Origin of the sequence: Agrobacterium larrymoorei, assembly GCF_005145045.1 — a bacterium.
Taxonomy (GTDB): Bacteria; Pseudomonadota; Alphaproteobacteria; order Rhizobiales; family Rhizobiaceae; genus Agrobacterium; species Agrobacterium larrymoorei.
Genome location: NZ_CP039691.1, coordinates 910,565 through 923,840 on the forward strand (window position 1 = coordinate 910,565; position 13,276 = coordinate 923,840).

General features: G+C 58.6%; 11 protein-coding genes. 7 read left to right on the plus strand and 4 right to left on the minus strand.

Translation table 11 applies throughout. From position 1 onward, the window contains the following. Positions 1–28 precede the first annotated feature (28 nt). The gene (locus tag CFBP5473_RS04270) at positions 29–262 is read left to right on the plus strand and encodes a hypothetical protein (RefSeq protein WP_027675767.1); all 234 of its coding nucleotides are present in this window, start codon (positions 29–31) and stop codon (positions 260–262) included. A 65-nt stretch (positions 263–327) separates the two neighbouring features. Here the strand turns inward: CFBP5473_RS04270 and CFBP5473_RS04275 are convergent, their stop codons facing one another. From CFBP5473_RS04275 to CFBP5473_RS04285, 3 genes are all read right to left on the minus strand, one after another. Beyond that, on the minus strand, positions 328–1,239 hold the full coding sequence (locus CFBP5473_RS04275; protein ID WP_027675766.1) for a response regulator: 912 nt from the start codon (positions 1,237–1,239) through the stop codon (positions 328–330). Then, positions 1,232–4,621: a hybrid sensor histidine kinase/response regulator gene (locus tag CFBP5473_RS04280; protein ID WP_027675765.1), complete on the minus strand. Its 3,390-nt coding sequence runs from the start codon at positions 4,619–4,621 to the stop codon at positions 1,232–1,234. The genes CFBP5473_RS04275 and CFBP5473_RS04280 overlap by 8 nt, the downstream gene beginning before the upstream one ends. Before the next feature lie 68 nt (positions 4,622–4,689). Next, entirely contained in the window at positions 4,690–5,724 is a 1,035-nt protein-coding gene (locus CFBP5473_RS04285) for a glutamine synthetase beta-grasp domain-containing protein (RefSeq protein WP_027675764.1), read from the minus strand. Positions 5,725–6,224: 500 nt separating this feature from the next. On the opposite strand from CFBP5473_RS04285, the gene CFBP5473_RS04290 reads away from it, so the two are divergent. From CFBP5473_RS04290 to urtD, 5 genes are all read left to right on the plus strand, one after another. Beyond that, positions 6,225–6,407 carry a DUF2735 domain-containing protein gene (locus tag CFBP5473_RS04290; protein WP_027675763.1) on the plus strand — a complete coding sequence of 61 codons (183 nt, stop codon included), beginning with the start codon at positions 6,225–6,227 and terminating at the stop codon, positions 6,405–6,407. A 185-nt stretch (positions 6,408–6,592) separates the two neighbouring features. Next, complete coding sequence (urtA, locus tag CFBP5473_RS04295; protein WP_027675762.1) at positions 6,593–7,882, plus strand: urea ABC transporter substrate-binding protein; 1,290 nt, start codon at positions 6,593–6,595, stop codon at positions 7,880–7,882. A 404-nt stretch (positions 7,883–8,286) separates the two neighbouring features. Further along, entirely contained in the window at positions 8,287–9,882 is a 1,596-nt protein-coding gene (urtB, locus tag CFBP5473_RS04300; RefSeq protein WP_413228970.1) for an urea ABC transporter permease subunit UrtB, read from the plus strand. Beyond that, positions 9,879–11,045, plus strand: a complete 1,167-nt coding sequence (gene urtC, locus CFBP5473_RS04305; RefSeq protein ID WP_027675760.1) for an urea ABC transporter permease subunit UrtC — start codon at positions 9,879–9,881, stop codon at positions 11,043–11,045. The genes urtB and urtC overlap by 4 nt, the downstream gene beginning before the upstream one ends. 5 nt (positions 11,046–11,050) lie before the next feature. Next, a complete protein-coding gene (urtD, locus tag CFBP5473_RS04310) occupies positions 11,051–11,812 on the plus strand; it encodes an urea ABC transporter ATP-binding protein UrtD (protein ID WP_027675759.1) in 762 nt (253 codons plus the stop codon). 230 nt (positions 11,813–12,042) lie between these two features. Here urtD and CFBP5473_RS04315 read toward each other — a convergent pair whose 3' ends face one another. Then, positions 12,043–12,327 carry a GIY-YIG nuclease family protein gene (locus CFBP5473_RS04315; RefSeq protein WP_027675758.1) on the minus strand — a complete coding sequence of 95 codons (285 nt, stop codon included), beginning with the start codon at positions 12,325–12,327 and terminating at the stop codon, positions 12,043–12,045. 157 nt (positions 12,328–12,484) lie between these two features. Here CFBP5473_RS04315 and urtE point away from each other — a divergent pair, with 157 nt between their 5' ends. Then, positions 12,485–13,180 carry an urea ABC transporter ATP-binding subunit UrtE gene (gene urtE / locus CFBP5473_RS04320; RefSeq protein ID WP_027675757.1) on the plus strand — a complete coding sequence of 232 codons (696 nt, stop codon included), beginning with the start codon at positions 12,485–12,487 and terminating at the stop codon, positions 13,178–13,180. Positions 13,181–13,276: the final 96 nt, after the last annotated feature.

Consider the following 13,276-nt stretch of genomic DNA (forward strand, 5'->3'; position numbering starts at 1 on the left):
TTCTGCGGCCCATCACAAGGAGTTCATCATGAAAAACCTTATTCTTTCTTCCGTCCTCGCTGTTTCGTCTCTCTTCGCGGTCGCTGCTCCGTCCTATGCGGATACCGTTACCGTAACGACGACGCAGCGTAGCGTAGACCGTCCGATGCGCGATGAGTATCGTCCTCGTCATCACCGCGTTGCACGCGATTGCTTCGTCAAGAAGGTTCGCACGCATCACCATGGTCGTGTCGTCGTCAAGGAAACGCGCGTCTGCCGCTAATCCTTCTCGACTTTTTCCTCTATCCCGGCGCGATGCCGGGATAGAGGAAGATTTATCAGAACCAATTATTGTTCGTGCAGAACATGGGCGGCTTTCACTGCCGCAGAGGCGCGGTTTTCAACACCGAGCTTCACGTAAATCTGCTCAAGGTGCTTGTTCACCGTTCGGGCTGAAAGTCCAAGAATTTCCCCGATATCGCGGTTCGATTTGCCCTTGGCAATCCAGATCAGCACTTCCGACTCGCGCGTCGTCAGCGCAAACCGCTCCCGTAGCAACGCTTCGCCGGATTTCTCATTCACCGTGGTCAGGCGAAACAGATATTCGTCGCCACCAACGGCCCCCAGAAACGTAAATTGCAGGGAAGGCCGTTCGGCGTGTGTAACGGTAAGCGGCGTCTCGCGGGAAGGCTCCGTTTCCATCCACCCGCCAATCGTGCGCGAAACGATATCCAGCCCATCATTGCTGCCGGTTGCGGCGTTGATGAGGCGCGTTGCCTGCGGCGTCGACCACTGGATCGACCCATCCTTTCGAACCGCGAGAAGATGCCGACCGGCGGCATCCAGCGCCACACGGGCGCTTTGCGCGGAGCGGGCGTTGGAAAGATGCACACGCAGGCGGGCGCGCAACTCATCTATGTTGATGGGCTTGCTGAGGTAATCCACCCCGCCGCATTCCAGCGCGCGCACCACATGTTCCGTTTCGGTCAGTCCGGTCATGAAGATGACAGGTACTTGCGCAACAGCCGCGTTGGATTTCAGCCGTTTGCAGGTCTCGAAACCATCCAGACCCGGCATAACTGCATCCAGAAGAATGAGGTCCGGCGTCACACGCTCCACGATGTTGAGGGCTGCTTGTCCCGAGGTCGCAATCAGCACGGAAAAGCCGGATTGCTCCAGCGCTTCCGTCAGAAAGCCGAGTGCCTCAGGGCTGTCATCCACCAGCAGAACGATGTCGCGGGGCTGCAACGACTTAGTCATCCGTGCCGGTCCTTGTTTCAAAACTTTGCAGATAATCGGTATAGCCCGCAAGATCGAAGGCGCGCACGAAGCGTCTGGCCTCCTCGGTGAAGGGCAGATTTTCCGGCTGAGTAGCCAGCGCATCGAGTTTGGCCTCGATACCCCTGATATAGCCGATTTCGCCAAGCGCGATCAAATCCTGAAGATGTGCGGGCGCTGGCGCGGATGGTTTCAGGTCTTGAACGGGCAAGGTTACCGGCGGCAGATCGCTTTCGTAAACCCATTGCAGCCCGAGATGCACGGCCAAGCGGTCGCAGAGCTTGCGGATATCCACCGGCTTTGCCAGCGCATCATTATGGCCATCCGTCCCCGCGCCAATAATGGCCGTGTCGCCGATATTGGCGGAAAGCATGATGATGGGCGCTGTCTGGCCCGCATCGCGCAGCCTGTCCACCAGTTGCCAGCCGCTCATGCCCGGCATGGAAATATCGATCAGGAAGGCATCCGGTTTCATGGCTTCGATCAGGGTCAGGCAGTCCGGCCCGCTTTGGGCGGTCAGCACGACGAAATCGAGGGGGCTCAGCACCTCGAGCATCAGGTCGCGATGATCCTCATTGTCGTCCACCACGACGATGGTCCGGCGCGGCCCGGCATAGGAGACGATCTTCTTTTCCGGCGCAAGCGCCGTGCTGGGGCGATCAACAGTGGAAAGCATCAGCCGCACGCGAAAGGTGGAGCCCTTGTCCTTTTCGCTGGAAACGGAAATTTCTCCGCCCAGCGTATTGGTCAGAAGCTGGGTGATGGTGAGACCGAGGCCGAGGCCCGGCATAGGCTTGATGCTGTCCGCCTCGCCCCGCTGGAATGGCTCGTAGATGCGGCCCAAGTCCTTCTCCGCGATGCCGCGCCCCGTATCGGTCACGGTGAAGGTCGCCACTTGGCTTCGATAGGTCACGTCGAAGCTGACGCTGCCTTCATCGGTGAATTTGATGGCGTTGGACAGCAGGTTGACGAGGATTTGCCGGAGGCGCTTTTCATCGCTGCGCACATATTGCGGCAGGGCGCGTGCCCGCTCGTGGCGAAAGATCAGCCCCTTCGCCTGCGCCTGCGGGCGGAACATATCGACGATCTGGTCGAGGAAATCCTGAATGTTGATTTCGTTGGAATAAACCTGCAGGCGGCCCGCCTCGATCTTGGAAATATCCAAGAGACCATCGATGAGGCCGGAGAGGTGATCGGCTGAGCGTTTGATGACTTTGATGGCGGACTGGCGCGGGGCGGGGATCGTTTCGTCCCGCTCGAGGATTTGCGCATAGCCCAGCACGGCGTTGAGCGGCGTGCGCAATTCGTGGCTGAGACCGACGACGTAGCGGCTTTTCGCGCGGTTGGCGGCTTCCGCCGTTTCCTTGGCATATTGCAGGGCGGCGTCGGTTTTCTGGTGCGCAGCGATTTCCTTCAGCAGAAGCGTGTTCTGGCGCGAGGATTCCTCTTCCGCCACCACGCGGCTGTCATGCGCCAGCACGAGGAACCAGCAGACGATGCCCGCAATGACGGCGAAGACGAAGAAAACGATGAGAATGGTGCGGTTGACCACATCCGCCGTGGTGGGTGTGCCGGTGCCGACCTGATGGGCGATCAGCGCCAGAATGCTGCCAAGTGCCGCAACGGCCATGGCCGAGAATATGGCGTAGCGGCCAAGGCGGGTGGCGAGTTTGGCGACGAGTTGCTCCGGCAGAAACGTCTTGGCCACCTGTGCGGTCTGGTAATTCAGCCGTGCCTTGGGCTTGCACATATCGTGACAGCGGCTGTCCAGCGAACAGCATAGCGAGCAGATCGGCCCGGCATAGGCGGGACACCAGGCCATATCCTCCGGCTCGAACGGATGTTCGCAGATGGAGCAGGTAATGCTGGAAAGTTCTTTCCATTTCTGTCGCGGTTTGCGGGCCAGATAGAATTTTCCCTTCGTCGTCCAAGCTATCAGCGGGGAGGCGATGAAGGCGATGATGAGGGTAATGTAGGGCGCGAGCGATGCGGCAAGCGTTCCGAACAGACCGAAATGGGCGGTGAGCGCTATGGTGGCCGAAAGCGTCATCGCGCCGACGCCAACGGGGTTGATGTCATAGAGGTGGGCGCGTTTGAACTCTATACCGGGTGGAGCAAGGCCGAGCGGTTTGTTGATGAAGAGATCGGCAGAGATTGTGCAGAGCCACGCCATGGCGACGATGGAGAAGATGCCGAGTGTTTCTTCCAGCAGCCGGTAGATGCCGAGTTCCATCAACAGTAGTGCGATGCCGACATTGAAGATGAGCCAGACGACGCGGCCCGGATGGCTGTGGGTGAGGCGCGAGAAGAAGTTGGACCATGCGAGCGAGCCCGCATAGGCGTTCATCACATTGATCTTCAGCTGCGACACAACCACGAATGCCACCATCAGAAGGAGGGCGGCATTCTCGTTCGGAATCATGTAGCCGAAGGCGGTGAGGTACATTTGCGAGGGATCGGCGGCGCGATCCACCGGCACGCCGGAACTGAGCGTCAGCACCACGAGGAAGGAGCCCGCCAGAAGCTTTGGAACGCCAACGACGACCCAGCCCGCACCGGCGAGGAAGACCGCCAGCTTGTGGCGCAGCTTGCTTTGCCCTTCGGCGGGCAGGAAGCGCAGGAAATCCACCTGTTCACCGATCTGCGACATCAGCGCCAGAATGACGGCGGAGGCAGCGCCGAATTCGATGAGGTTGAACGGCGCGATTTCGCCTGTCGGAGCCGAGGCGTGGTGGATACCGGAGAAGGCAAGCCAGAGATCGAATTTCTGCCAGTCCAGCAGCGCGATGAAGATGAAGGGCAGAATGTTGAGGACGATCCAGAACGGCTGGGTCAGGATCTGGAATTTGCTGATCAGTCGCACGCCGTGGGTGACGAGCGGAATGACCATCACCGCCGAGATGATGTAGCCGATCCAGAGCGGTATCCCGAGCGCAAGTTCCAGCGCGCCGGACATGATGGATGCCTCGATGGCGAACAGCATGAAGGTGAAGGCGGCATAGATCAGCGAGGTGATGGTGGAGCCGATATAACCGAAGCTTGCGCCGCGCGTCAAAAGATCGATATCGACGCCGTGGCGGATGGCGTAACGGCTGATGGGCAGGCCGACGAGCAGCATGGCGACCGCGGCAGCTGCGATGGCGAAGAAGGCATTGGTCGTGCCGTAGGAAAGGGTGATCGCGCCGCCGATGGCTTCCAGCGCAAGAAACGAAATCGCACCGATGGCAGTGTGGGAAATGCGGTTGGAGGAGAACTGACGGGCGCTTTTGGCGGTGAAGCGCAGCGCGTAATCTTCCAGCGTCTGGTTCGCGACCCAGCGGTTATATTCGCGTCTGACGGGGATGATGCGTTGCCGTGCGGCCATGCCGGGTTTCCCTCGTCGCGAAACAGAAAAATGGCGTCGCCCGGACCGAGCGACGCCATCTTTAAGCGTTAGGCAGCAGCGGACTGTGCTGTCGGGACTTCCGAAATCGTCTTCAGAACGACGGAAGCGATCTGGTATGGGCAGCCCTGGGAGTTCGGACGACGGTCTTCGAGGTAACCACGGTAACCGTTGTTGACGAAGGAATGCGGAACGCGGATCGATGCGCCACGGTCAGCAATGCCGTAGGAGAACTTGTTCCACGGAGCGGTTTCGTGCTTGCCGGTCAGACGCTTGTCGTTGTCTGGACCGTAAACGGCGATGTGGGCTTCGAGGTTCTTGCCGAACTGCGCCATAAGGGCTTCGAAATATTCCTTGCCGCCAACTTCGCGCATGTACTTTGTCGAGAAGTTGCAGTGCATGCCGGAGCCGTTCCAGTCGGTGTCGCCGAGCGGCTTGCAGTGGTATTCGATGTCGATGCCGTACTGTTCAGTCAGGCGCTGCAGGAGGTAGCGAGCGATCCAGATCTGGTCGGCGGCGCGCTTGGAGCCCTTGCCGAAAATCTGGAATTCCCACTGGCCCTTTGCCACTTCGGCATTGATGCCTTCATGGTTGATGCCGGCTGCAAGGCACTGGTCCAGATGCTCTTCAACGATTTCGCGAGCAACCGGGCCGACATTGCTGGCGCCAACGCCACAATAGTATGGGCCCTGTGGAGCGGGATAGCCCTGCTCTGGGAAGCCGAGCGGACGGCCGTTTTCGTAGAAGAAGTATTCCTGCTCGAAGCCGAACCATGCGTCTTCGTCGTCAAGGATCGTTGCGCGGCTGTTGGACGGATGCGGCGTGACGCCATCCGGCATCATGACTTCGCACATGACCAGCGCGCCGTTGGTGCGGGCAGGATCGGGGTAAAGAGCGACCGGCTTCAGCACGCAGTCGGAGCTGTGGCCTTCTGCCTGCATGGTGGAGGAGCCATCGAAGCCCCAGAGCGGAAGCTGCTCGAGTGTCGGGAATTCATCGAATTCCTTGACCTGCGTCTTGCCACGCAGGTTTGCTACCGGCTTGTAACCATCGAGCCAGATGTACTCGAGTTTGAACTTAGTCATTACGAACCTCTCATAGGTTAAGATGCGAAGCCTTGATTGTTGACGTCCGGTGACCGGCGAAAACACTCTCGCTTTCAAGGGCTGCCTATACAGATGCATAAGCCGTGCCAGTTTTGAGAGGTGACGAAAACGGGCGTGAAAATTTCTGTTCGAGCGCTCCGGTGAGGAGCATTGGAAATGCGAATCGTGCCTTCAACGATTCCGACAGCAATTCGCAAATTTTCAGATTTATGAAGGCTTTATGAAGCGGATCCGGCCAAATTCCGCAAAAAGGGCAGAGGCAAAAGCTGGTTTTGAGTGTTTTTTGGTCTCAAAGCGCGAAAAATGGGTCGTTAGCTGCATAAAGACTATTCGATTATCTCAGCATCAACTTATGTGCCTAAATTTTATGCTGAATGATATTTTTTTAAGCGAATAGGGTGCTTTTGCGCTCTCAATCCGTTATAATCCCTGACGAAGCGTGGTGCTGAGGTGTTTTGACTGGAAGAAAAGAGGCCGTCATGAGAACCGAACCGCATATGGAAAGTGCCAAGATTTATCAATTCCCTGTCGGTGGCCGCGCGAGCGCCAATCGTTTCCGCAAAGACGCCGAGGTGCAATCGGTTCAGCCCCAGGCTCCTCGCGTGGATTTCGACAGCTGGTACCATCAGGAAGCCATCGAAAGCGACAAGCCCCATAACTGAGGCCTGAGCCACACTTCTCTCAGGCGCGCGCGGCGGATGCACCCTCATGTTCTGATTTCGCCACCCCACCTACGTCAAACGACGTATACGGTTTCGCGACTGCGAGACCGATAGTCCCCTCCAGCAGCGGTTTCAAAATGCCGCTGGGCCCGTTCGAGGCTTAAACAAGGAGAGGGGTTCTTCCGATGACATTGAGAAAGACGCTCACTGGCGCGCTGCTTGGCGCCATTTTGTCCACCACCGCATTCCATGGTGCATTTGCCGCTGATGATACGATCAAGGTCGGCGTTCTGCATTCGCTTTCCGGCACCATGGCGATTTCCGAGACGACGCTGAAGGACGCCATGTTGATGCTCATCGACGAGCAGAACAAGAAGGGCGGCGTGCTGGGCAAGAAGCTCGAGCCTGTGGTGGTCGACCCGGCTTCCGATTGGCCGCTCTTTGCCGAAAAGGCGCGCCAGCTGATCTCTCAGGATAAGGTCGCTGCCGTGTTCGGCTGCTGGACCTCTTCTTCGCGCAAATCCGTTCTGCCGGTCTTCGAAGAGCTGAATTCCATTCTCTTCTACCCTGTCCAGTATGAAGGCGAAGAGTCTTCCCGCAACATCTTCTACACCGGTGCCGCGCCGAACCAGCAGGCCATTCCGGCTGTCGATTATCTTGCCAACACCGAGGGCGTCGAGCGCTGGGTTCTGGCTGGTACAGACTATGTCTATCCGCAGACCACAAACAAGATCCTGAAGGCCTACCTGATGTCCAAGGGCGTCAAGGAAGAGGACATCATGATCAACTACACGCCATTCGGCCATTCCGACTGGCAGACGATCGTGTCCGATATCAAGAAGTTCGGCTCTGCTGGCAAGAAGACTGCCGTCGTTTCCACCATCAATGGCGATGCCAACGTTCCCTTCTATAAGGAACTGGCAAACCAGGGCGTGAAGGCCGAAGACATTCCGGTCGTTGCCTTCTCCGTGGGCGAGGAAGAGCTGGCCGGTCTGGATACGGCTCCGCTGGTCGGCCACCTTGCGGCGTGGAACTACTTCCAGTCGGTCGATAGCCCTGCCAATGCCGAATTCATCAAGGAATGGCACGCCTTCACCAAGAACGACAAGCGCGTGACCAACGACCCGATGGAAGCCGCCTATATCGGCTTCAACGCCTGGGTAAAGGCAGTGGAAGCCGCAGGCACGACGGATACGGACAAGGTTCTCGACAGCATCGTCGGTGTTTCGGTTCCCAACCTCTCCGGCGGCTACTCCACCGTCATGCCTAACCACCATATCACCAAGCCGGTGCTGATCGGCGAAATTCAGGCCGATGGCCAGTTCCAGATCGTGCAGCAGACCCCGCAGGTGGTTGGTGACGAGTGGTCCGATTATCTGCCGGACTCGAAGGACCTGATCTCGGATTGGCGCAAGCCGATGTCCTGCGGCAACTTTAACGTTGCGACAGGCAAGTGCGGCGGCAAGGGTAGCTGATCGCTCTTCGAAAGTGTGAGGCGGCTGAGCTCCCTTCACTTCCGTCATTCCGGCCTTGAGCCGGAATCCAGTAGCGCCGCGTCTGCGGCGCGAGGACTCTTCTGCGATCAAGGACTTGATCGCGCTGGACCCCGGATCAAGTCCGGGGTGACGGGCAGGGGGAAAGCGCCTTCCCACCCCACCAACGTCATCCTCGGGCTTGACCCGAGGATCCACTGCCTCCCCTTCGTTCTCTTCGCCAGCGAGAGGTTCTGGTTGGCGTCGTGGATCCTCGGGTCAAGCCCGAGAATGGCGGTGGAGAGGGTGGGGGGCTTCGGCGGCGAAAGCCCCGTCACTATCGAATTCCGCCTGCTGCCACTCAACCAAGCAGGCTCCAAGGGGGACTTGGGACAATGTTTCTTCGTATGTTCGCCGTCATCGGCTTACTGTTCAGCCTCACCGCTTCGGCCTTCTCCCAACAGGGCGATCCAAAGCCGTTGATCGATGCGCTGGGCAAAGCTGATTTCAAGCAGGCGGAAACGCTGATCGGGCAGATTGCGGCAACGGGTGATGCGCGGGTCGTGCCTGCGCTGGAAGCATTTGCGGCTGGCGAGCTTTACGTTCGCAAGGCCGATAGTCTCGTTTTCCTGACCAAGCCAGCAGGCTCCGATCTTACCCTCATCGATCCGCTGACCGGCGAAGCCGCAGGCGAAGCACCGAAAGCGGCAGTTGCGAAAATCAAGGTCAACAACAACCTCCGCCGTGTCATCCGCGCAGCGCTTGGCGGGTTGACGCTGCTGAGCCCGGAACGCTCGGTCCGTCTTTCCGCTGCCGATGCCGTGTTGAAAGCGCCGAGCGCTGAAAATCTTGAATTGCTGGAAGCCGCACTTGCGAAGGAAGCCGACACCCAGGTCCGCGCCCGCATGGAAGAGGCGAGGGCGGTTTCGCTTTTGGCGTCCAACCGTTCCATTGACGACAAGCGCGCTGCCATCGAGACCATCAAGAATATCGGCGGGCGTGATGCCATCGGCATTCTGATGGCCGCGTCCCCTTCCGTCGATGCCAGCCTGAAGCCCGATATCGATGCTGCCATTTCGCGTATCGAAGGCTCGCTTGCATTGTGGGATGGCGCGCAGAATATCTGGTATGGCCTGTCGCTCGGCTCCGTCCTGCTGCTGGCGGCCATCGGCCTTGCCATCACCTTCGGTGTGATGGGCATCATCAATATGGCGCATGGCGAGATGGTGATGATCGGCGCTTACTCCACCTTCATCGTGCAAGATGTCATTCGCAGCCATGCTCCCGGCCTCTTCGATTGGTCTCTAGCCATTGCGCTGCCCGTCGCCTTCATCGTCACCGGCGCAATCGGCCTCATCATGGAGCGCGGCGTGATCCGCTTTCTCTATGGCCGTCCGCTGGAAACGCTGCTGGCGACATGGGGCATCTCGCTGATGCTGCAACAGGGCGTGCGCTCCATCTTCGGGCCGACGAACCGTGAGGTTGGCAGCCCAAGCTGGATGTCCGGCTCCTTCAGCGTTGGCTATCTGAACTTCACCTGGAATCGCGTCTGGATCGTCTGCTTCTCGCTCTCCGTTTTCTTCGCCCTGCTGCTTCTCCTCAAGCGCTCCGCCTTCGGTTTGCAGATGCGCGCCGTCACGCAGAACCGGCGCATGGCTTCCTCCATGGGCATCAGGACGCCGTGGGTCGATGCTTTCACCTTCGCGCTTGGCTCCGGTGTCGCAGGGCTTGCAGGCGTGGCGCTTAGCCAGATCGACAACGTGTCTCCCAATCTTGGCCAAAGCTACATCATCGATAGCTTCATGGTCGTGGTTTTCGGCGGTGTCGGTAATCTCTGGGGAACGCTGGTCGGTGCGCTATCGCTCGGTGTGCTCAACAAGTTCCTTGAGCCGACAGTCGGCGCGGTGCTGGGCAAAATCCTTGTTCTCGTTCTCGTCATCCTGTTCATCCAGAAGCGGCCGCGCGGCCTCTTCGCACTCAAGGGAAGGGCGATCGAGGCATGATCACCGGTTTTCTCCTCCGCGCGCTAGACCGCCGCATCTCGATTGCCGTCGGCATCATTCTCGCCGTCTCGCTCATCATTCCGGCGCTGAATCTTCTGCTGCCACCCACGAGCCCGTTGCATGTGCCGACCTATATGATGTCGATGCTCGGCAAGTATCTCGCCTATGCGCTGCTGGCGCTGGCGCTTGATCTGGTCTGGGGTTACTGCGGCATTCTTTCGCTCGGCCACGGCGCATTCTTCGCGCTCGGCGGCTATGCCATGGGCATGTATCTGATGCGCCAGATCGGCTCGCGTGGCACCTATGGTGATCCGGTGTTGCCGGATTTCATGGTGTTCCTCAACTGGAAGGCACTGCCGTGGTTCTGGCATGGCTTCGACATGTTCTGGTTTGCGATGCTGATGGTGCTGGTCGTGCCGGGCCTGCTCGCCTTCGTCTTCGGCTGGTTCGCCTTTCGCTCCCGCGTCAACGGCGTTTATCTCTCCATCATCACGCAGGCGATGACCTATGCGCTGCTGCTCGCCTTCTTCCGCAATGATATGGGTTTCGGCGGCAATAACGGCCTGACGGATTTCAAGGATATTCTCGGCTTCTCTGTCCAGGCCCCCGGCACCCGCGCTGTTCTTTTTGCCATGACGGCGGTGATGCTGGCGCTTTCGCTGCTGATTGCATCCGGCATCGTCAACTCGAAATTCGGCAAGGTGCTGGTCGGTGTTCGCGATGCGGAAAGCCGCGTTCGCTTCCTTGGCTATCGCGTCGAGAACATCAAGCTGTTTACCTTCGTCGTTTCGGCCATGATGGCGGGTATCGCGGGCGCGTTGTTCGTGCCGCAGGTCGGCATCATCAACCCCGGCGAATTCGCGCCCGCCAACTCCATCGAAGTCGTCGTCTGGACGGCGGTTGGTGGACGCGGAACGCTGATCGGGCCGATCATCGGTGCTATCATGGTCAATGGCGGCAAGAGCTATTTCACCGGCGCGTTTCCAGAATTCTGGCTGTTTGCGCTGGGTGGCCTTTTCATTGCCGTTACGCTGTTTTTCCCCAAGGGCATCGTCGGCACCATCCAGCAGTTCATAGCGAACCGTCGCGGCCGGGTGTCGAAGCCCAAGGCGGCGGCGACACCCGGCAATGACGATGCAGTCGCAAGCCAGGCAGCGGAGTGAAGCTTATGAACACGATTTCCGAAAACAGAACGAAAAGCCTGCTTTATCTCGACGGCGTGTCCGTTTCCTTCGATGGCTTCAAGGCGCTGAACTCACTGTCCTTCGTGGTGGAGCCGGGTGAACTCCGCGCCATCATTGGCCCGAATGGTGCCGGCAAGACGACGATGATGGACATCATCACCGGCAAGACGCGACCCGATACGGGAAAAGTGCTGTTCGAAGACAGTATCGACCTGACGAAGAAGGACGAAGCGGATATCGCCCAGCTCGGCATAGGCCGAAAATTCCAGAAGCCGACCGTGTTCGAGAGCCACACCGTCTGGGACAATCTCGAACTGGCGCTCAACCGCAAACGCGGCGTCTTCGCCACGCTGTTCTATCGGCTGACGGCGGAAGACAGGGCTCGTATCGAAGAAATCCTCTCAACAGTCCGCCTCAGCCACCGCGGCGACGACCTCGCCGCCAACCTTTCGCACGGCCAGAAACAATGGCTGGAAATTGGCATGCTCTTGGCACAGGAACCGAAGCTCCTTCTGGTAGACGAGCCCGTCGCGGGGATGACTGATGCGGAGACGGCGGAAACCGCCGTCCTGCTGAAAGAAATCGCCAAGACCCGCTCCGTAGTGGTGGTGGAACACGACATGGGCTTCATCCGCGAGCTTGGGGTCAAGGTTACGTGCCTCGCGGAAGGCTCGGTGCTGGCGGAGGGGTCGATTGATTTTGTGTCGAACGATCCGAAAGTCATTGAGAATTATCTGGGGCGGTGATGGTGCTAGGGTTCAATAGAGACGTTGGGCGATTGCCGCTGTGGATCCTCGGGTCAGGCCCGAGGATGACGTCTGAGATTGGAATGACCCATTTGGCAACCCCTCTATCGTCATCCTCGGTTTTCGCTTCTAACCCCAAGATGACGCTAACGAGCTTGGGACGCCATCAACCACACCCACTGCCGTCATCCTCGGGCCCGACCCGAGGATCCACGCCCCGCGCTGGACCATCAACCGAATTCTTCATAAAGATCACGCCATTCCGGATTAAAATCCTCAATCAGCTTGATCTTCCAATCGCGATACCATCGTTTCAGCGACTTCTCGCGCGGAATGGCCGTTCCGATGCTCATGTGCTCTTCGTACCAGACGAGCCGCGTGCAGCCGTATCGGCTCGTGAAGCCCTTCGTCAGACCTTCACGATGTTCGTAAATGCGCTGCTCAAGATTGGACGTCACGCCAATGTAGAGCGTTCCGCGCTTTTGGCTGGCTACGATGTAGACGTATCCGCTCATAAAAATTGGTCCCGGATATGGATCCTCGGGTCAAGCCCGAGGATGACGGCAGTGGGTGAATTCAATCTCGTGCCCCGTTCTCCAACGTCATCCTCGGGCTTGACCCGAGGATCCACGCCACACTCTCGTACCACACGTCTTGCCACAAGGTAACACCATGCTAAGCGTCGAAAACATCAACCTCCACTATGGCGCAGCGCAGGCGTTGCGGGGCATTTCGCTGAATGCTGAAATGGGCAAGATTACCTGCGTGCTGGGGCGCAACGGGGTGGGTAAAAGCTCGCTGTTGCGCGCCGTCACCGGCCAGCATGCCATTAGCGGTGGAGCAATCAGTTTCGGCGGCGAGAGCCTGAATGGGCTGGCGCCCTATCAGCGGGTCAAGCGTGGCGTGGGGTATGTGCCGCAGGGGCGGGAGATATTTCCACTCTTGACGGTGCAGGAAAATCTGGAGAGTGGTTATGCGCCGCTGCCGCGCCGGGAGCGGTTTATTCCGGATGATATTTTCAGCCTGTTTCCTGTGTTGCAGACAATGCTGTCGCGGCGCGGCGGCGATCTCTCGGGTGGGCAGCAGCAGCAGCTGGCCATTGGTCGGGCACTGGTAACGCGCCCTAAAATTCTGGTGCTGGATGAGCCGACCGAAGGCATTCAGCCCTCGATCATCAAGGATATCGGGCGCGCGATCAAATATCTGCGGGATTCCACCGGTATGGCGATCCTGCTGGTCGAGCAGTATCTCGATTTCTGCCGGGAGCTTGCGGACTACGTCTACATCATGGACCGTGGCGAAGTGGTGCATGAAGGTGAGGCGCAGACGCTGGATACGCAGGAAGCGCGGCGTCATCTGACAGTATAAATTTGGGCCTTTCGTTCACGGCCCGATAAAATCACTGTAACAAAGTGAATAGTCATGCGCTCTCGCATGGCTTTCATGCGTAATTTTAGCATTTCA

Excerpts from the sequence above, each read along its gene's own strand:
- CFBP5473_RS04280 (WP_027675765.1), bottom strand. The coding sequence starts at position 4,621 with ATGGCCGCACGGCAACGCATCATCCCCGTCAGACGCGAATATAACCGC.
- urtC (WP_027675760.1), top strand. The coding sequence starts at position 9,879 with ATGATCACCGGTTTTCTCCTCCGCGCGCTAGACCGCCGCATCTCGATT.
- urtB (WP_413228970.1), top strand. The coding sequence starts at position 8,287 with ATGTTCGCCGTCATCGGCTTACTGTTCAGCCTCACCGCTTCGGCCTTC.
- urtE (WP_027675757.1), top strand. The coding sequence starts at position 12,485 with ATGCTAAGCGTCGAAAACATCAACCTCCACTATGGCGCAGCGCAGGCG.
- CFBP5473_RS04285 (WP_027675764.1), bottom strand. The coding sequence starts at position 5,724 with ATGACTAAGTTCAAACTCGAGTACATCTGGCTCGATGGTTACAAGCCG.
- CFBP5473_RS04275 (WP_027675766.1), bottom strand. The coding sequence starts at position 1,239 with ATGACTAAGTCGTTGCAGCCCCGCGACATCGTTCTGCTGGTGGATGAC.
- urtD (WP_027675759.1), top strand. The coding sequence starts at position 11,051 with ATGAACACGATTTCCGAAAACAGAACGAAAAGCCTGCTTTATCTCGAC.
- CFBP5473_RS04315 (WP_027675758.1), bottom strand. The coding sequence starts at position 12,327 with ATGAGCGGATACGTCTACATCGTAGCCAGCCAAAAGCGCGGAACGCTC.
- CFBP5473_RS04270 (WP_027675767.1), top strand. The coding sequence starts at position 29 with ATGAAAAACCTTATTCTTTCTTCCGTCCTCGCTGTTTCGTCTCTCTTC.
- CFBP5473_RS04290 (WP_027675763.1), top strand. The coding sequence starts at position 6,225 with ATGAGAACCGAACCGCATATGGAAAGTGCCAAGATTTATCAATTCCCT.
- urtA (WP_027675762.1), top strand. The coding sequence starts at position 6,593 with ATGACATTGAGAAAGACGCTCACTGGCGCGCTGCTTGGCGCCATTTTG.